General features: G+C 68.6%; 13 protein-coding genes. 7 read left to right on the forward strand and 6 right to left on the reverse strand.

The window, feature by feature from the left end:
* Window positions 1–80: 80 nt before the first annotated feature.
* Window positions 81–1847: an oligopeptide:H+ symporter gene (locus tag GGR71_RS07265; protein ID WP_160962747.1), complete on the reverse strand. Its 1767-nt coding sequence runs from the start codon at window positions 1845–1847 to the stop codon at window positions 81–83.
* Between the two features lie 558 nt (window positions 1848–2405).
* On the opposite strand from GGR71_RS07265, the gene GGR71_RS07270 reads away from it, so the two are divergent.
* From GGR71_RS07270 to GGR71_RS07290, 5 genes are all read left to right on the forward strand, one after another.
* Window positions 2406–4364, forward strand: a complete 1959-nt coding sequence (locus GGR71_RS07270; protein ID WP_160961619.1) for an OPT family oligopeptide transporter — start codon at window positions 2406–2408, stop codon at window positions 4362–4364.
* Window positions 4365–4836: 472 nt separating this feature from the next.
* Complete coding sequence (locus tag GGR71_RS07275) at window positions 4837–6906, forward strand: S9 family peptidase (RefSeq protein WP_160961617.1); 2070 nt, start codon at window positions 4837–4839, stop codon at window positions 6904–6906.
* A 340-nt stretch (window positions 6907–7246) separates the two neighbouring features.
* Window positions 7247–8491 carry a DUF819 family protein gene (locus GGR71_RS07280; RefSeq protein ID WP_048489397.1) on the forward strand — a complete coding sequence of 415 codons (1245 nt, stop codon included), beginning with the start codon at window positions 7247–7249 and terminating at the stop codon, window positions 8489–8491.
* 111 nt (window positions 8492–8602) lie between these two features.
* Complete coding sequence (locus tag GGR71_RS07285) at window positions 8603–9100, forward strand: RNA polymerase sigma factor (RefSeq protein WP_160961614.1); 498 nt, start codon at window positions 8603–8605, stop codon at window positions 9098–9100.
* Between the two features lie 10 nt (window positions 9101–9110).
* On the forward strand, window positions 9111–9767 hold the full coding sequence (locus GGR71_RS07290; protein ID WP_160961612.1) for a hypothetical protein: 657 nt from the start codon (window positions 9111–9113) through the stop codon (window positions 9765–9767).
* 306 nt (window positions 9768–10073) lie between these two features.
* On the opposite strand, the gene GGR71_RS07295 is transcribed toward GGR71_RS07290, so the two are convergent.
* Both GGR71_RS07295 and GGR71_RS07300 read right to left on the reverse strand, forming a co-directional pair.
* Window positions 10074–11267, reverse strand: coding sequence for an XVIPCD domain-containing protein (locus GGR71_RS07295; RefSeq protein WP_160961609.1), 1194 nt, complete (start codon window positions 11265–11267; stop codon window positions 10074–10076).
* 34 nt (window positions 11268–11301) lie between these two features.
* Window positions 11302–12069, reverse strand: a complete 768-nt coding sequence (locus GGR71_RS07300) for an ankyrin repeat domain-containing protein (protein WP_160961607.1) — start codon at window positions 12067–12069, stop codon at window positions 11302–11304.
* Between the two features lie 387 nt (window positions 12070–12456).
* Here GGR71_RS07300 and GGR71_RS07305 point away from each other — a divergent pair, with 387 nt between their 5' ends.
* A complete protein-coding gene (locus GGR71_RS07305) occupies window positions 12457–13143 on the forward strand; it encodes an HAD-IA family hydrolase (protein WP_160961604.1) in 687 nt (228 codons plus the stop codon).
* A 274-nt stretch (window positions 13144–13417) separates the two neighbouring features.
* Here the strand turns inward: GGR71_RS07305 and GGR71_RS07310 are convergent, their stop codons facing one another.
* On the reverse strand, window positions 13418–13642 hold the full coding sequence (locus tag GGR71_RS07310) for a YbdD/YjiX family protein (protein WP_017909376.1): 225 nt from the start codon (window positions 13640–13642) through the stop codon (window positions 13418–13420).
* Window positions 13642–15723: a carbon starvation CstA family protein gene (locus GGR71_RS07315; protein ID WP_160961602.1), complete on the reverse strand. Its 2082-nt coding sequence runs from the start codon at window positions 15721–15723 to the stop codon at window positions 13642–13644. The genes GGR71_RS07310 and GGR71_RS07315 overlap by 1 nt, the downstream gene beginning before the upstream one ends.
* Before the next feature lie 779 nt (window positions 15724–16502).
* Between GGR71_RS07315 and GGR71_RS07320 the strand changes: the two genes are divergently transcribed.
* Window positions 16503–17363: a pirin family protein gene (locus GGR71_RS07320; protein ID WP_160961599.1), complete on the forward strand. Its 861-nt coding sequence runs from the start codon at window positions 16503–16505 to the stop codon at window positions 17361–17363.
* A 145-nt stretch (window positions 17364–17508) separates the two neighbouring features.
* Here GGR71_RS07320 and GGR71_RS07325 read toward each other — a convergent pair whose 3' ends face one another.
* The gene (locus tag GGR71_RS07325) at window positions 17509–17976 is read right to left on the reverse strand and encodes a hypothetical protein (protein WP_160961597.1); all 468 of its coding nucleotides are present in this window, start codon (window positions 17974–17976) and stop codon (window positions 17509–17511) included.
* Window positions 17977–18145 lie beyond the last annotated feature (169 nt).

Below are 18145 nucleotides of genomic sequence, written 5' to 3' on the forward strand. Positions count from 1 at the left end.
CTCGGTTGGTCGCTGGCCTGGCCCGACGCCCGTTGCTGTCGCATCGCGGTCGCAATCATGCGACCGCAGTGGCCACCCGCTCAGCGCACCCCGTGCATCATCCGCCGCAGCAGCGGGGCGGCGAGGAAGGCCAGCACCGCGCAACCCACGCCGATCCACAGCAACAGCCAGAACAGGTGCGCGTACTTGGCCGCGGCGTCGGCGACGTTGAGGGTCTGGCCGTCCGGCACCTCGATCGCGGCGAGCTTGCCGAACAGCGCCGCCAGCGCTTCGGAGAACGCGGTGGCCAGGAACCAGGTGCCCATCATCAGGCTGACCACGCGCGGCACCGCGAGCTGGGTCACCGCCGACAGGCCGACCGGCGACAGGCACATCTCGCCGGCTTCCAGCACGAAGTAGGCCAGCACCAGCCACCACACGCTCGCCATCTGGCCGGTGGCGCCGACCTGTTGCGCGGCCAGCGCCAGCGGCACGAAGGACAGGCCGGCCAGCAGCAGCCCCATTGCCGACTTGGCGGGCTTGGATGGCTCGCGTCCGCGCCGCGCCAGCCACGCCCACAGCGCGGCGAACAGCGGCGCCAGCAGCACCAGGAACAGCGCGCCCAGGTAGGTCAGCGAGCCGGCGGTCTGCGGCAGCACCAGGCAGTCGCGGATCAGGAACAGCAGCATCAGGGCGCTGACCCCAACGAACAGCAACCGCGGCGCCGACGAGCCGGGACGGCGGTCGGACAGCGCCGCCGCCAGCACGAAACCCAGCGGCGCCAGCAGCAGCGAGGCGATCGACCAGGGCAGGGGCGTGCCACCGCGGATCACCAGCGACGGCACGATGTCCTTGGTCATCAGCCGGTCGGTGAAGGTGACCCACGAGCCGTAGGTCTGCTCGTACAGGGTGAAGTACACCAGCGCCATCGCGATCAGCACCATCAGCGCGATCATCTGCTGGCGCTGCACCGGGGTGCACTGGGTGCCGGTGAACCAGGCGAACCACAGCAGTACCGCGCCAAGCACCAGCAGCATCAACAACAGCGCCAGGGAGATTTCCCCACCCAGGCTGAAGGCGCCGTTGGCGGCGGCCCACATCAAGGCGGCCACCGGCAGCACGCCCAGCACGGCGCACAGGTAGATCGCCCATTCGCGCGGCACGCCCAGCACGCGCTCGCGCAGCAGCGCCGGCTGCGCCGGTTCGGCGTGGCCGTGCAGGTACTTCTGGCCCCACAGGAACATGCCCAGGCCGAGCAGCATGCCGATGCCGGCCGCCCCGAAGCCGTAGCGCCAGCCGTAGGCCTCGCCGAGGAAGCCGCAGACCAGCGAGGCGAACAGGGCGCCGAGGTTGATGCCGGCGTAGAACAGCGAGAAGCCGGCGTCGCGGCGCGGGTCGTCGGCCGGGTACAGCTTGCCGACGATGGTGGAGATGTTGGGCTTGAGGAAGCCCACGCCCATGATGATCAGCGCCAGCGACAGGTAGGTCACGCCCAGGGATGCGGTGTCGCGCACTACCTCGCCGTTGACCCGGGTGGCGGCGTGACCCTCGAAGGCCATGCCGATGTGGCCGAGCACCAGCAGCAGGCCGCCGAACACCACCGCCTTGCGCATGCCCAGCCAGCGATCGGCGAGCAGGCCGCCGAGCACCGGCACGCAGTACACCAGGCCACCGTAGGCGCCGAGCAGGTCGAGCCCGGCGTCGTCGCCGAACAGGTGGTACTTGGTCAGGTACAGCAACAGCAGCGCCTTCATGCCGTAGAAGGAGAAGCGCTCCCACATCTCGGTGAAGAAGCAGACGTAGACGCCCTTGGGATGGCCGAGGAAATCGTCGCGCGCGTCGCGCAGCGGCAGGGAGGACACGGACACGGCGACTCTCGGCGCAGGGAGGCAGCGGCGGAGTATAGGGGCGCCAGCGCTCGCTCGAATGGCGGCGCGCGGCATGGGCGGTTCGGCGCGGGGCCGTACCCTCACCCCAACCCCTCTCCCGGTGGGAGAGGGGCTGCTGCCGTTCCTTCTCCCGCCGGGAGAAGGTGCCCCGCAGGGGCGGATGAGGGTCGGCGCGCGCCAGGAGTGGCTGAGTGCACTGCGTGCGGCCGGACCCTCACCCCAACCCCTCTCCCGATGGGAGAGGGGCTGCTGTCGTTCCTTCTCCCGCCGGGAGAAGGTGCCCCGCAGGGGCGGATGAGGGTCGGGTCGCGCCAGGAGTGGCTGAGTGCACTGCGCGCGGCCGTACCCTCACCCCAACCCCTCTCCCGGTGGGAAAGGGGCTACCAGCTGCCGCTGCCTTTGCGAATCCCCAATCCCCAATCCCCAATCCCCAATCCCCGCCCCCAGGCATGTGCCACAAGCTGGGCGCCGGGAGGCTGGACTTGCCCCGCCCCAGACGCTAGCGTGCAAAGCGTTTTTGTCGTTTCAGGGGTAACCATGAACAACGCTGCCGCGCCGCGCCAGCTCACGTTCCGTGCCGTGGTGCTGGCGATCGTGCTGGCCGTGGTGCTGTCCGCCGCCAATGCCTACCTCGGCCTGTTCGCCGGCCTGACCATCGCCACCGCAATCCCGGCGGCAGTGGTGTCGATGGGGGTGCTGCGCCTGCTCGGCGGCGGCTCCATCCTCGAGAACAACATCGTGCAGACCGGCGCCTCGGCCGGTTCCTCGATCGCGGCGGGGGTGATCTTCACCATCCCGGCGCTGGTGATCATGGGCTACTGGCCGGATTTCAAGTACTGGTGGGTGCTCGGCATCGCCGGCATGGGCGGCCTGCTCGGGGTGCTGTTCTCGGTGCCGCTGCGGCGTTCGATGATCGTCGAGGATCCGCTGCCGTTCCCGGAAGGCAAGGCCGCTGCGGAAGTGCTCAAGGCCGGCGAAAATCCCGGACCGGGGCTGAAGATCCTGGGCCTGTCGGCGGCGATCGGCGGGCTGGTCAAGCTCGGCGCGGCCAGTGGCTTGAAGGTGATCCCGGATACCTGGGCGCAGGCCGCGTACATCGGCAGCAGCAAGATGGTCGGCTACGTCGGTACCAACCTGTCGCCGGCGCTGCTGGGCGTGGGCTACATCGTCGGGCTCAACGTGGGCATCGTGGTGCTGTCCGGGTCGATCCTGTCCTGGCATCTGGCCATCCCGCTGTACCAGCAGTTCTTCATGGGCTCCGACCCGGCACTGGCGCAGAGCCTGGCCAATGCGCCGGCGGCCGAGGCCGCGTTCGGCATCTGGGCGGCCAAGGTGCGCTACCTCGGCGTGGGGGCGATGCTGATCGGCGGCGTCTGGACGCTGTTCTCGCTGCGCAAGTCGTTGCTGTCGGGCGTCAAGAGCGGCTTCGCCGCGGCGCGCAAGAGCACCGGCGGCGCCGCGGTGGCCGAGACCGACCGCGACCTGCCGATGAAGTGGATGCTGGTGGCGCTGCTGCTGTGCACGCTGCCGCTGCTGGGCCTGTATCAGGCCATCGTCGGCCAGTGGCACGTCAGTGTGCCGATGACCCTTATCATGATCGTCGCCGGCTTCCTGTTCGTGTCGGTGTCCGGCTACCTGGCCGGCCTGATCGGCTCGTCGAACAACCCGGTTTCCGGCATCACCATCTCCACCATCCTGTTCGCCTCGGCGGTGCTGGTGCTGCTGCTCGGGCGCGACTCGCCGATCGGCGCGGTCGCCGCGATCATGATCGGCGCGGTGGTGTGCTGCGCCGCCGCAGTGGGCGGCGACAACCTGCAGGATCTGAAGGCCGGCTATCTGGTCGGCGCCACGCCGTGGAAGCAGCAGCTGATGCTGGCGATCGGTGCGTTCTCGTGCGCGCTGATCATGGCGCCGGTGCTGAATCTGCTGGCCCAGGCCTACGGCATCGGTGCGGCCACGCCGCAGCATCCCAATGCGCTGGCCGCGCCGCAGGCCACGCTGATGGCGTCGGTGGCCAAGGGCCTGTTCGGCGGCGAACTGCCGTGGACCATGATCGGCATCGGCGCCGGCGTCGGCGCGGCGATCATCGCCCTGGACGAGTGGCTGAAGAAGACCGGCAAGCGCTTCCGCGTGCCGGTGCTGGCCGCGGCGATCGGCATCTACCTGCCGCTGGAGCTGATGGTGCCGATCTTCCTCGGCGGCCTGCTGACCCATCTGGTCGAGCGCTTCCACAAGATCCGCGCCGACGACGAAGAGGGCCGCGACCGCGTGCACCGTCCGGGCACGCTGTTCGCCGCGGGCCTGATCACTGGCGAGGCGCTGATGGGCATCGCCATCGCGGTGCCGATCGTGGCCTCGGGCCGCGCCGATGTGCTGGCGCTGCCGGACGCGTTCCACCTCAACCAGTGGTACGGCCTGGCCCTGCTAGCCTTCGTCGGCTGGCTGCTGTACCGCACCGGCCGCAAGGGCGAAGCCGCGGCCGCGCCGCACGCGTAACCGGCGCAACGGCCTCCCGCAACGCAACATCATCGAAGCCCGGTCCCGCGCCGGGCTTCGCGTTTGCCGGCCGGGCCCGCACGCCGCACGTGCCAATCCCACCAGCTTCTCGCTGGCTGCTCCGCGCCGCGTGTGTCGCAAAGACCGAATCTTGCCCCGGCCGCGTGCGCCTCCCCGGCCCGCCTCACTACCAAGGCCAGCCTCGGCACCGGCCTGCTGCGCTTCGCCGTATCAGTGCATCGCGGCCACTCCCGATCCACCACGCTCATCCGGCCTCGGTATAGCCACGGTCCGCTTGCTATCCGAAACCGGGTCAGTGCGGGTCTTCGTAATCACAGCCGAGGCAGCACCTCGCTCTTCCCAATCCCCAATCCCGATTCCCCAATCCCAGCCCCTCCATGACTTCAGTCCTTTGCGCCACGCCCGCCGCGGCCCCTACCATCGACGTTTTGCCGTGTTCCGGAGACGCCCGATGACCCTGCGCTACGCCTTGCTGCCCCTGGCCCTGCTGACCGCGCTGCCCGCGCTGGCCGCCACCCGCGGTTTCGAAGTCCGCGACATGGTCGCGCTGGACCGGGTGTCCTCGCCGCTGCTGACGCCCGATGGCGGCACGGTGGTCTTCGCCAAGCGGCAGATGGACAAGGCGCTGGAGAAGTCCAGCACCAGCCTGTGGCTGCGCGACCTGCGCACCCGCGATGCGGCGCCGCCCAAGCGGCTGACGCCGGAAGGCTGGAACGTCAATTCGCCGGAGCTGTCGGCCGACGGCAAGACCGTGTACTTCCTCAGCGCCAAGTCCGGCCACCAGCAGCTGTACGCGCTGCCGCTGGCCGGCGGCGCGCCGCGCCAGCTCACCGATTTCGCGCTGGACGTGGACAGCTACCGCATCGCCCCGCAGGGCGACCGCGTGGCCTTCAGCGCCGGCGTGTTCCAGGACTGCGGCTCGGACCTGGCCTGCACGCAGAAGCGCCTGGACGCCAAGAAGCAGTCCAAGGCCACCGGCGTGGTGTTCGACCAGTTGTTCGTGCGCCACTGGGATACCTGGAACGACGGCCGCCGCAACAGCCTGTTCGTCGCGCCGCTGCCGGCCGGCGCCAAGGCCAAGCCGGTCGCCGGCGCCTCGGCGGTCAGCGTGACCCTGGCCGGCGACATTCCTTCCAAGCCGTTCGGCGGCAGCGAGGACTACACCTGGGCGCCGGACGGGCAGTCGCTGGTCGCCAGCGTGCGCGTGGCCGGCCGCGAAGAGCCGTGGTCGACCAACTTCGACCTGTACCGGCTGGATGCCGCCGGCAACGCCGCGCCGGTCAACCTGACCGCGTCCAACCCGGCCTGGGACGCCGGCCCGGTGTTCTCCGCCGACGGCAAGACCCTGTTCTACCGCGCGATGAGGCGCCCCGGTTTCGAGGCCGACCGCTTCGGCCTGATGGCGATGGACGTGGCCAGCGGCAAGACCCGTGAGATCGCCCCGCAGTGGGACCGTTCCGCTGGCGAGATCGTGCTGTCGGCCGACGGCAAGACCGTCTATACCACCGCCGACGACATGGGCCAGCATCCGCTGTTCGCGGTCGACGTGGCCGACGGCAAGGTCCGCACGGTGGCCGCTGACGGCAGCGTGGGCTCACCGGTGCTGGCCGGCAACACCCTGGCCTTCACCCGCAACAGCCTCAAAAGCGGCGACCAGATCATGGTCGCCGATGCCGACGGCCAGCAGCCGCGCGCCATCACCCCCAGCGCCGGCGAGATGCTGCCGGACGTGAAGTTCGGCGACTACGCGCAGTTCTCGTTCAAGGGCTGGAACAACGACACCGTGCACGGCTACGTGGTCAAGCCGTACAACTACCAGGAAGGCAAGACCTATCCGGTCGCGTTCCTGATCCACGGCGGCCCGCAGGGCAGCTTCGGCAATGGCTGGAGCTACCGCTGGAATCCGCAGACCTATGCAGGGCAGGGCTACGCGGTGGTGATGATCGACTTCCACGGTTCCACCGGCTACGGCCAGGCCTTCACCGATGCGATCAGCCAGCATTGGGGCGACCGCCCGCTGGAAGACCTGCAGAAGGGCTGGGACGCAGCGCAGAAGCAGTACGGCTTCCTCAACGGCGACAAGGCCTGCGCGCTCGGCGCCAGCTACGGCGGCTACATGGTCTACTGGATGGCCGGCAACTGGAACAAGCCGTGGAAGTGCCTGGTCGACCACGACGGCGTGTTCGACAACCGCATGATGGGCTACGCCACCGAGGAACTGTGGTTCAGCGAGTGGGAGAACGGCGGCACGCCGTGGCAGAACCCGGCCGGCTACGAGAAGTTCAACCCGATCCTGCACGTGGACAAGTGGAAGGTGCCGATGCTGGTGATCCATGGCCAGCAGGATTTCCGCATCCCGATGGAGCAGGGCCTGGCCGCGTTCGGCGCGCTGCAGCGCAAGGGCATCGAGTCCAAGTTCCTGTACTTCCCGGACGAGAACCACTGGGTGCTGAAGCCGCAGAACAGCATCCTGTGGCACGACACGGTCAACGGCTGGCTGAAGCAGCATATCGGGGAGTGAAGGGGCCTGGGGGCTGGGGTTTCCCGGGCCCCTTCTGGGAACACGGCCCAGGTCCCGGGATTCGGATTGCGGATTCGGGATTCGGGATTCGGGATTCGGGATTTTCCCGCGATCCCGGTAATCCGATCGCCCTTGTGGGAGGGGCTTCAGCCCCGACGCTTCATCGGTAAGGCGTCGGGGCTGAAGCCCCTCCCACAAAAAGCGAGGTGCTTGCAGCCGTCCTGCGAAGTCGCCGCATGCTGCTGCGCTGTTTCGATCTTTGTTCCAACTCCACCTCCAACCTTCAACCTCCAACCGCGAATCCCTATTCCCCAATCCCCAATCCCGGCCGCACCGCCTGATGCCCTCCACGCCCCTGATCACCAACGACATCGTCATCTTCGGCCTGATCGCCGCCACCCTCGGCGCGGTGTTCTGGACCGCGGCGCGGCCGTCGGGAGTCTGGAAGCGCTTCTACGGCATCGTGCCGGCGCTGCTGCTGTGCTACCTGATTCCGGGCATCTACAACACCGTCGGCCTGATCGACGGGCAGCACAACAAACTCTACAACCCGGTCGCGCGCGACGTGCTGCTGCCGGCGGCGCTGGTGCTGCTTACCCTCACCGTCGATCTCAAGGGCATCCTGCGGCTGGGGCCGAAGCTGGTGGCGATGTATTTAGGTGCCTCCTTCAGCATCATGCTCGGCGCAGTGGTGGCGTTCCAGATCATGAAGTGGCTGCATCCGGTCACCGTGGCCGGCGATACCTGGGCCGGCATGGCGGCGCTGGCCGGCAGCTGGATCGGCGGCGGCGCCAACATGCTGGCGATGCGCGAAGTGTTCCAGGTCGATGCCACCACCTTCGGCCAGTTCGCGGTGGTCGACGTCGGCGTCGGTTACGTGTGGATGGCGCTGCTGATCTTCCTGGCGCAGCGTGCGCCGGCCATCGACGCGCGCAGCGGCGCCGACACCCGCGGCATCGACGACCTCAAGCAGCGCATCGCCCACTTCCAGGCCCAGCACGAACGCGTGGCCAGCCTGACCGACCTGATGCTGATCGTCGGCATCGCCTTCGGCGCGGTGGGCCTGGCGCATGCGATCGCCACGCCGGCGGCGGCCTGGTTCGACGCCAACGTCAGTTGGGCCAAGCAGTTCAGCCTGGGCTCGCCGTTCGTGTGGGTGGTGGTGCTGGCGACCACCTTCGGCCTGCTGCTCAGTTTCACCCGCGCGCGCACCCTCGAGGGCGCTGGCGCCTCGCGTATCGGCACGCTCTTGCTGTACTTCCTGATCGCCTGCATCGGCATGCAGATGGATCTGCTGGCGCTGTTCGACCGGCCCTGGATCTTCGCGCTCGGCCTGATCTGGCTGATCGTGCACGTCCTGCTGTTGCTGGCGCTGGGCAAGCTGCTGCGGGTGCCGTTCTTCTACTTTGCGATCGGCTCGCAGAGCAACGTCGGTGGCCCGGCCTCGGCACCGGTGGTGGCTGCCGCGTTCCATCCGGCGCTGGCGCCGGTCGGCGTGCTGCTGGGCACGATGGGCTATGCCACCGGTACCTATCTGGCCTATGTGGTGGGCATCGTGCTGCGCGCGATGGCCGGCGCCGGCTGAGCCGCGGCGGTGCGATGGTCAGCCGCCGCTTGCTGCGGCGGCGACTGCGGCAAGTGTGAGGTTTTGCCCGCTGGCGCGTATCACCTCGACAACCTTCCTATCGGCACCGCTATGTCGCCCCGCGCCGCCTCCGACTTCACTGACCTGCTGCGCGCGCATCGCGGCATCGTCTACAAGATTGCCGCCAGCTATGGCCTGGGCTACCACGACCGCGAGGATCTGGCCCAGGAGATCGCTGCCGCGCTGTGGCGAGCGTGGCCGTCCTACGATCCGGCGCGGCCGTTTTCCACCTGGATGTACCGCGTCGCGCTGAACGTGGCGATCTCGCACCAGCGGCGCAGCCGCCATCGCGATCGTGAGGTGGCAGCCGAGTACGCACCGGACGCGATGGGGGCTCAGGACGTCGATATCGAAGCGCGCCAGCGCGTGGCGCTGCTGCAGCAGGCGATCCGCCTGTTGTCCCCCGTCAATCGCGCGCTGCTGTTGCTGCAGTTGGACGGATGCAGCCAGCGCGAATGCGCCGAGGTGCTGGGCACGAGCGAAGGCAACGTGGCGACCCGCCTGGGCCGCATCAAGGATCAACTGCGCCGCACCACCGGCGGCCACTGAGGAGACGGCAATGGAACTCGATGAACTCAAGACGGCCTGGATCGACTACGGCCGGCAACTGGAACGGCAGGCGACGCGGAGCGATGCGTTGCAGCGCGCGCGCGGGCTGCACGGCATCGGCCGGCGCGTGCGCCTGCTCGCCGGCGCGCAGTGGCTGCAGTTGGCGGTCGGCCTGCTGTTCAGTCTGTGGGGCGGGGCGGCCTGGACCGACCATTGGGGGAGTTGGCATCTGGTCGCCTACGGCCTCGCCTTGCACGGCTACGGCCTGGCGCTGCTAGTGACCGCGGCCGTACAGCTGCGGCGCATCGGTGCGATCGACTACGCCGGCCCGATCGCCGACAGCCAGCAGGCGATCGTGCGCTTGCGCCGCGCGCGGCTGCGCAGCGATCGCATCCTGTTCGCGTGCGGCGGCGTCATGTGGGTGCCGGCACTGGGCTTGCTGCTGTACGCGGCGGGCGTGGATGTGTGGGTGCTGCGTCCGGCGGTGATGCTGGCGAATCTGCTGGCCGGTCTGGCGATCTCGGTTGCCCTGGTGGTGGCATCGCTGCGCTGGCCGGCCTGGTTCGAGCGCTCTGCGCAACATCGGCGCCTGGCCGAGATCGAGCGCGATTTGCGCGATCTGCACCAAGTGCGCCCTGACGACGCGCATGCAGGTCCTGGCGTGTGAGATCCGCCATCGACTTACTGCCGGGCAATGGCTTCAGAGGTGATCGTATCGTTGCGCTGGCAGTGGAGGACGCCGGTCCCCTGGGCCGCGCCAGGTGCTGGCCGTCGTGCTCGTGAGGGGAGACGCGGCGGAGAGAGACGTGTCGCATGGAACGTCCCGCGGTGCTCGTCCGGGGGGCGCGAAGGTCTGCCCAGGTTGCTGCTGCCGGGGATGCTGTAGAGCCAGCGCGTTACCGTGCACGTCCGTTGTGGATGTCACGGCAGGCGTCCGCCTGGACGCCTGCCGCGATGCGGCCCGTTGCTGCGACTACTGCATCGCCACGCTGCGCTGCCGTTCTTCCTGCTGCTGCGGGGGCGCCTGCAGGTTCTGCTGCTGCAACTGGCCGACGTTGGCCTGCGACGGCTCATGGGCCGCGGCTGCGGTCTGCACCTGGCTGCGCAGATGCGCCGGGTTCTCCGGCTGCCCCTGCACCGCGAACAGGCGGTCGCCGTCTCGACTGGGCAGGACCTGGTCGATGCGCTGCAGGCCGTCCTGGCCGGCATGCGCAGCGACGCTGGCGGCGGTGTTGAGGAAAGCCGCGTCGTCGTGCAGGCCGAGCCGGTCGCGCTGGCCGTCCAACTGCACCACCGCGTCGTTGAACAGGCGGCTGCCGGTCGACAGGCCGGCCGATTGCGCCTGACCCTGACTTTGCACCTGCAGATCCTCGGCCTTCATCACCGAGTCGATGCCGTGCAAGTCCAGGCGATGCTTGAACATCATGCCCGGGATCAGGCGCTGACCGAACGACAGCGGGTCCGGTTCGGGCAGCTGGATCTGGTGGCCGGCGGCGTCCGGCATCAGCCCGCGGGTGAGCAGGTTGTCTTCCTGCAGGTAGGTCAGCAGTTCGTTCTTGACGTGATAGCCGCGGATCAGCCCGTCGGCGGCATAGGCCTTGGCGGCGTCGGCGTCCAGTCCTTCGCGTTCCAGCGTCTTGTCGTTGACCCCGGCAGCGTTGAAGGTCACGGCCGGCACGTCGTTGACCATCGACGAGGCCGCGGCCAGGCCGCCGCCCAGCGAATGCCCGGAGATCAGCAGGTTCTCGCCGAAGGCCTGCTTGGCCTGGCTGCCGAGCTGGATCGCCGAGGCGTACTGCGCGTCGGAAAAGCCCAGGCCCTGGCCGATGTTGTGCTTCCAGTCCTTCAGTTCGTCGGTGCCGCAGAACCCCAGCACCACGTTGCCCTGCGGGTTGCGGTAGAACGCGGCATCGAAGCCGCTCTTGGCGTCGTGCTGCAGGCTCGGATCGATGCCGGCGCGCTGCAGGGCGGCGTCGTCCATGCGCGACCAGCCATCGGGCAGCGCAGCGAAGGTCTCGGCGCCGCCAGCGTGGCGCTCGGCCGCGGTGTGGTAGAGGTCCTGCAGCAGCGGCGGCAGTTGCCGGTCCACGGCCTGCGGCTGCTGGCCGCGGACGGCGTCGGAGAACGAAGTGGACGGATCGGACGGGGAAAGATCGCTCTGGTTCATGCGCGGCTCCGTGCGAGTGTGGCGACCGACCGCATCAGCGGGTCGCTTCCAAGGGGATGGCGTGGGCGCTCAACCAGGCGCGCACGTCGTTGCGGGTCTGCTGCGCGTTGGCATTGAGCAGGCGCTCGGGCGTGTTGAAGAAGTACGCCTGGAAGGTCTTGCCCTGCGCGTTGCGCAGGCTCGGGTCGACCCCGGCCTGCAGCAGCTTCGGAACCCACGGATTGCCGGCGCTGCTCTGCGCGGCCAGATGCAGCAACGAGTTGCCGGTCGCGTCGACCCGCTTCGGATCGGCGCCGGCCTTGAGCAGCATTTCGATCTGCGCGTCGCGCTTGCTCTGCACGGCGCGGAACAGCGGCGTCCAGTGCGCGCGCGCGCTCACCGGGTCGACCGGGGCGCCGTGCTGCAGCAGGAGTTGCAGGTACTGCGGGTCGTTGGCCATGGCCGCCATGTGCACCACGGTTTCCTGGTCCATGCCCGGCAGCGAGGGGTCGGCACCGGCATCGAGCAGCGCCGCCAGGGCGCGCGGCTGTTCGTTCCAGATCGCCCATTCGAGCAGGGTGACGTTCTGGTCGCCGTGCGCGGACAGGTCCGTGCTGGGCGCCAGGGCGGCGATGCGGGCGACATCGCCGCGCGCGATGGCGGCGGCGATGTCGGCGAGTGCGGGGTCGCGGAAGGCGACCGAATGATCCTGCAGCGAGGCTGACATGGCGGAATGCTCCTTGGCGCCGGACTGTGCGGCGCAACTGACCGAGAAGAACAGCGAGGTCGCGAGTGCGATCAGGGCGGGGACGGGCGTACGCATGCAAGGCTCCTTTCCTGTTCGCGGTCCTGGGATGACGGCGCGTGTCCTGGCGCCGTTGCCGATGCTAGCAGCGGACGGCCGGAGGTTGGCGGCAGTTTTGTGACGCTGTCTGCGGATTGCAGGCGACACGCCGATGGGTGGCAGGCGGTTTAACCGGAAACCAACGCTTGCACGACAGGCCGCCGCCACGCTGCGGCGGTGGCTGCGGGCGGGCAGGGCGTGCAGGCATCACGCCGCGTGCGGGCGCATAGTGCGCACGTCCTGCACGTCCTGCACGTGCGCGATCTGCACATGCGCGATGGTCGCAGTGTTGTCGCTGCAGGCCTTCGCACAGGTGGGGGACATGCGCACGGCGGCATAATGGCGGTTTCCCTCCAGGAGCGCGCGATGACGGCGACCCCCTTCGACCTGTTGATCAGCGATTGCGACGGCGTGCTCGTCGACAGCGAAGTGCTGGCCGACCGGGTGATGCTCGATGTGCTGGGCGCCTATGTGCCGCGCGCCGAACTGGAACGCTTCCTCGTCGGCAGCTTCGGCCTCACCGCGCAGGAGATCGTGCAGCGCGTGCAGCGTCAGTACGCGCTGGATCTGCCGCCAGGCTTGTACCAGGAGATCCGCACGCGCTCCGAAGCGCTGATCGCGGCGGAAGTGCAGCCGATCGACGGCGTGCGCGAGGTTTTGCTGGCATTGCCGCTGCCGCTGGCGGTCGCCTCCAACAGCATGCGCGAGAGCGTGGTCGCCTCGGTGGCGCGCGCCGGCTTGCATGAGCGTGTCGGCGATCGCATCTTCAGCGCCGACATGGTGGCGCGGCCCAAGCCCGCGCCGGACGTGTATCTGCTGGCGGCGAAGACGCTGGGCGTGGCGCCGGAGCGCTGCCTGGTGATCGAGGACAGTGCCACCGGCGCCAGTGCCGCGCTGGCCGCGGGCATGACCGTGATCGGCTTCACCGGCGCCGCGCATATCCCCGCCGGGCATGCGGCGACCCTGCGCCAACTCGGCGTGGCCGCGGTGATGGAACACATGCGCGAGCTGCCGCAGACCTATGCGGAAATGGTGCGGGCTGCGGCGGCCTGACGAGCCGGGATTCGGGAATGGGGATTCGGGAATCGATTCCCGCAGGCTCGCAGTCGTGCTGGTTTTATGTGGGAGAGGCTTCAGCCCTGACGCTCTCTCGGTAAAGCGTCGGGGCTGAAGCCCCTCCCACAAAACCGCGGTGCTGCGGCTTCAGGGGTTGCAGCGTTTCTTTGCGGTAAACCGCGTTGGGGCGAAAGCCGCTGTCATAGGGAATGAGGTGCGCGGGGAAGCTGCTGTCGCGAATCCCCAATCCCCAATCCCAAATCCCAGCCCCTCAACAACACCGGAATCCGCTCTTGCCGCCATACCTTGCCTCCTGGCGCTCGCGGAAGAAGGTCTTGTAGTCCATCGGCTCGCGGTCCGGATGCTTCTCGAGCATGTGTCGCACGTAGTTGTCGTAGTCGGGGATGCCGCAGCACAGCCGCGCGGTCTGCACCAGGCGCCGCCACAGCCGGCGGTGCGCCTGGTACTGGCCGACCGGAACCAGTGCGCCAGCCATTACAGGTCCGCCATCTGGTGCGGCTGCAAGGCCACGTACGCGGTCTCGCGGTCGCTGCGCTGCGGGTTGCGGCGCGCGACAAGAATGGTCTTCACCGCGTAGACCAGTACCGCGAACACCACGAACAAGAACAGCACGGTCAGCCCGGTGTTGACGTAGGCATTGGTGACGATCTGCTGCATCTGCGCCACCGACTTGGCCGGCGCGGTGACGGTGCCGCTGGCGATGGCGTCCTGGAACTTGTGCGCCTGGGCCAGGAAGCCCTGCGACGGGTTGCTGTCGAAGATCTTGATCAGGCCGGCGTAGGTGGTGCAGATCAGCAGCCACACCGCCGGCACCGCGGTCACCCAGGCGTAGCGGTCGCGCTTCATCTTGAACAGCACCACCGTGCCCAGCATCAGCGCGATGCCGGCCAGCATCTGGTTGGAGATGCCGAACAGCGGCCACAGCGTCTGGATGCCGCCGAACGGATCGACCACGCCGGTGTACAGCAGGTAGCCCCACAGCGCCACGCAGCCGGCGGTGCCGATGATGTTGGCGGTCCACGACTCGGTTTTCTTCAGCGCCGGGATGAAGTTGCCGAGCAGGTCCTGCAGCATGAAGCGGCCAGCGCGGGTACCGGCGTCCACCGCGGTGAGGATGAACAGCGCCTCGAACAGGATCGCGAAGTGGTACCAGAAGGCCATCATCGCGTCGCTGCTGTTGGGGATGGCCTGGTGCAGGATCTGCGCGATGCCCACCGCCAGCGTCGGCGCGCCGCCGGCGCGATGCAGGATGGTGGGTTCGCCGATCGCCGCCGCGGTGGCGGTCAACTGCTCCGGGGTGATGGCGAAGCCCCAGGTGGTGCTGATGTGGTGCGCGGCGGAGGCGACGTCGGCGCCGATCACCGCGGCCGGGCTGTTCATCGCGAAGTACACGCCCGGGTCGATGATCGAGGCCGCCACCAGCGCCATCACCGCCACGAACGATTCCATCAGCATGCCGCCGTAGCCGATGTAGCGCATGTGCGACTCGTTGGCGAGCAGCTTGGGCGTGGTGCCGGAGGAGATCAGCGCATGGAAGCCGGACACCGCGCCGCAGGCGATGGTGATGAACAGGAACGGGAACAGGCCGCCCTTCCACACCGGGCCGTCGCCGCTGGCGGCGAACTGGGTCAGCGCCGGCATCTTCAGCTCCGGCATCACCACCAGGATGCCGATCGCCAGGGCGATGATGGTGCCGATCTTGAGGAAGGTGGACAGGTAGTCGCGCGGCGCCAGCAGCAACCACACCGGCAGCACCGAGGCGACGAAGCCGTAGCCGATCAGCATCCAGGTGATCTGCGTGCCGGTGAAGGTGAAGGCCGGGCCCCAGGTGGGATCGGCGGCGACCCTGCCGCCGAACCAGATCGCCGCCAGCAGCAGGATCAGCCCCACCACCGAGATCTCGCCGATCTTGCCGGGGCGGATGTAGCGCATGTACACGCCCATCAGGATCGCGATGGGCATGGTCGCGATCACCGTGAACATGCCCCAGGGGCTTTCCGCCAGCGCCTTGACCACCACCATCGCCAGCACCGCCAGGATGATGATCATGATCAGGAACGCGCCGAACAGCGCGATGGTGCCGGGCACCTGGCCCATCTCCTCGCGCACCAGGTCGCCGAGCGAGCGGCCGTTGCGGCGGCTGGACAGGAACAGCACCATGAAGTCCTGCACCGCACCGGCGACCACCACGCCGACCACCAGCCACAGCAGGCCGGGCAGGTAGCCCATCTGCGCGGCCAGCACCGGCCCGACCAGCGGCCCGGCGCCGGCGATGGCGGCGAAGTGGTGGCCGAACAGCACGTGCTTGTTGGTCGGCACGTAGTCCAGGCCGTCGTTGTTGAGCACCGCCGGCGTGGCCCGGGTAGGGTCGAGCTGCATCACCTTGTCGGCGATGAACAGGCTGTAGAAGCGGTAGGCGATCAGGTAGATCGACACCGCGGCCACCACGATCCACAGCGCATTGATGTGTTCGCCGCGGCGCAGGGCGATGGTGCCGAGGCAGAACGCCGCCAGGATGGCGAGTGCGGCCCAGGCCAGCTTGGAAAACCCTTTCATGCAGAACGCTCCCCCACGAGATTGCCGCAAGGGTCGCCCCGATGGCCTGGGGGGTCAATGGTGGCGAGGGCCGAGGGGCTAGTACTTTGGTCGTAGACGGCCCTTGTGACGCACTTTGATGGGGACGGTCGCGTGACAGCGACTTGAGCCCCTCTCCCATCGGGTGAGGGGTTGGGGTGAGGGTACGAGGCCAAGCCCTCGTGAATCAGCCTGCAGCGTGGGACGCTGCACGAGGCTGCGCCCGTACCCTCATCCGCCCCTTCGGGGCACCTTCTCCCGGTGGGAGAAGGGAGTTCATGGCCTCGAACAGATAACGAGTCGTCGCAGAACGCTTGAGCCCCTCTCCCCTCGGGAGAGGGGTTGGGGTGAGGGGACGGAGCGAAGCCCTCGCGAACTCGGTCCGCACCATGGGCAATGCATGAGGCTGCGCCCGTACCCTCATCCGCCCCATAGGGGCACCTTCTCCCGGTGGGAGAAGGGAATTCATGGCCTCGAACAGATAACGAGTCGTCGCAGAACGCTTGAGCCCCTCTCCCTTCGGAAGAGGGGTTGGGGTGAGGGTACGGGGCGAAGCCCTCGCGAATCAGCCCGCAATGTGGGCCAGTGCACGAGGCTGCGCCCGTACCCTCATCCGCCCCTTCGGGGCACCTTCTCCCGGTGGGAGAAGGAAGCAGCAGTCTGCACTGCCGCAGTCGATGGAACGATGGGTTGCGCCGGTCGCGGTTGGCCGCGGTGGCGGTGGCACCCATGGTGGGGATCTCATCAGGAGATCGTCCACCATGACCGCTGCCACCACCGTCGCCCCCGCGCGCATCCTGCGCGCCATCCGCGGCCACGCCACCGCCGACGGCGATGGGGTCAAGCTGACCCGCGTCATCGGCGGCGGTGCGCTGCCCGAGCTGGATCCGTTCCTGCTGCTCGACGAGTTCGGCACCGACCGGGCCGAGGACTACATCGGCGGCTTCCCCAGCCATCCGCACCGTGGCTTCGAGACCGTCACCTACATGCTCGACGGGCGCATGCGGCACAAGGACAACCACGGCAACGAGGGCCTGCTGACCCCGGGCAGCGTGCAGTGGATGACCGCCGGCCGCGGCCTGGTGCATTCGGAGATGCCGGAGCAGGAGGAAGGGCGCATGCGCGGCTTCCAACTGTGGGTGAACCTGCCGGCGCGCGACAAGATGACTGCGCCGCGCTACCAGGAATTCGCGCCCGAGCGCATCCCGGTGGCGCAGCCGGCGCCGGGGGTAACGGTCAAGGTGATCGCCGGCCAGGTCGGCGAGGTGCACGGCCCGATCGCGCAGCCGGCCACCGATCCGCTGTATCTGGACATCGCGTTGGACGCAGGCGCGTCCTGGGCGTTCGAACTGCCGTCCGGGCACAACGCCTTTACCTACATGTTCGAGGGCGAGGCGTCGCTGGGCGAGGGCGAGGCGGCGCGCGTGCTGCCGGCGCAGACGCTGGCCGTGCTCGGCGGCGGCGACCTGCTGCAGTTGCAGGCCGACGCGCAGGGCGCGCGGCTGATCCTGGTCGCCGGCCGGCCGTTGCGCGAGCCGGTGGCGCGGCATGGGCCGTTCGTGATGAACACGCGCCAGGAACTGATGCAGGCCTTCTTGGATTTCCAGGAAGGGCGCTTCTGAGGGCGTGCTTCGCGCGGTTTTAGTGCGCGGGTTTGTTTTCTCGTGGGAGCGGCTTCAGCCGCGACGGGCGTTCGCGGTCATGCCCCGTCGCGGCTGAAGCTGCTCCTACGACACATCTCAATTCATCGCGCACTGTGCCGCGCCTTCAGCGCTCCAGCGCCAGGCTCGACTGGCGCATGTCCAGGCCCTGCACCAGCGACTGCAGGGTCTGCAGTTCCTGAGTGTCGGCGGCGTCGATCCACACCTGCGCAAACTGGCCCTTCTTCAGTTCCGCGACCGCGATCCGGCGCGAGGCCAGGCCCGGCAGGTCGGCGCCGCCGAGGTCGGGCCGATACCAGTACACCTGCTCGCCGGCGATGGCGCCCTTTTCCTCGCGCAGCGTGCGCTGCAGCGGAATGTTCGGGTCGCGTGCGGTGAGCATCATGCCCAGCACCTGACGTCCGTCGGCGTCGCTGGCGCGGCAGACGATGAATCCCTTGTCGCTGCGTTCGCTCCACTGCAGCTTGCTCTGCGGCGGCAGCGGTGGGCAGTTCTGTGCCTGCTGCGCGATGGCGGCAGCGGCAGGCAACGCCGCCGCTGCGGTCAGCAGCGCCTTGCGCAAGAGTGTCTTCATTCGCGATGTTCCCCATACGCCGCGCTGCGACGCGTTCGATCCATACGCACGCCTGCGGCGTCGTCTGCGGGAGCGCCATCCTGTGCGGGATCCCGGCAGTGCATCCCCCGACGCAGTGCGTGTCCCCGTGTGCGGCCACGCGCGCGCGACCGCATCTGCACCATAGCCC

The sequence above is a fragment of the Xanthomonas sp. F1 genome (assembly GCF_014199855.1).

Bases quoted from the DNA above. Each gene is read 5' to 3' on its own strand.
- GGR71_RS07270 (WP_160961619.1), top strand. From the start codon at position 2,406: ATGAACAACGCTGCCGCGCCGCGCCAGCTCACGTTCCGTGCCGTGGTG.
- GGR71_RS07275 (WP_160961617.1), top strand. From the start codon at position 4,837: ATGACCCTGCGCTACGCCTTGCTGCCCCTGGCCCTGCTGACCGCGCTG.
- GGR71_RS07280 (WP_048489397.1), top strand. From the start codon at position 7,247: ATGCCCTCCACGCCCCTGATCACCAACGACATCGTCATCTTCGGCCTG.
- GGR71_RS07285 (WP_160961614.1), top strand. From the start codon at position 8,603: ATGTCGCCCCGCGCCGCCTCCGACTTCACTGACCTGCTGCGCGCGCAT.
- GGR71_RS07290 (WP_160961612.1), top strand. From the start codon at position 9,111: ATGGAACTCGATGAACTCAAGACGGCCTGGATCGACTACGGCCGGCAA.
- GGR71_RS07295 (WP_160961609.1), bottom strand. From the start codon at position 11,267: ATGAACCAGAGCGATCTTTCCCCGTCCGATCCGTCCACTTCGTTCTCC.
- GGR71_RS07300 (WP_160961607.1), bottom strand. From the start codon at position 12,069: ATGCGTACGCCCGTCCCCGCCCTGATCGCACTCGCGACCTCGCTGTTC.
- GGR71_RS07305 (WP_160961604.1), top strand. From the start codon at position 12,457: ATGACGGCGACCCCCTTCGACCTGTTGATCAGCGATTGCGACGGCGTG.
- GGR71_RS07310 (WP_017909376.1), bottom strand. From the start codon at position 13,642: ATGGCTGGCGCACTGGTTCCGGTCGGCCAGTACCAGGCGCACCGCCGG.
- GGR71_RS07315 (WP_160961602.1), bottom strand. From the start codon at position 15,723: ATGAAAGGGTTTTCCAAGCTGGCCTGGGCCGCACTCGCCATCCTGGCG.
- GGR71_RS07320 (WP_160961599.1), top strand. From the start codon at position 16,503: ATGACCGCTGCCACCACCGTCGCCCCCGCGCGCATCCTGCGCGCCATC.
- GGR71_RS07325 (WP_160961597.1), bottom strand. From the start codon at position 17,976: ATGAAGACACTCTTGCGCAAGGCGCTGCTGACCGCAGCGGCGGCGTTG.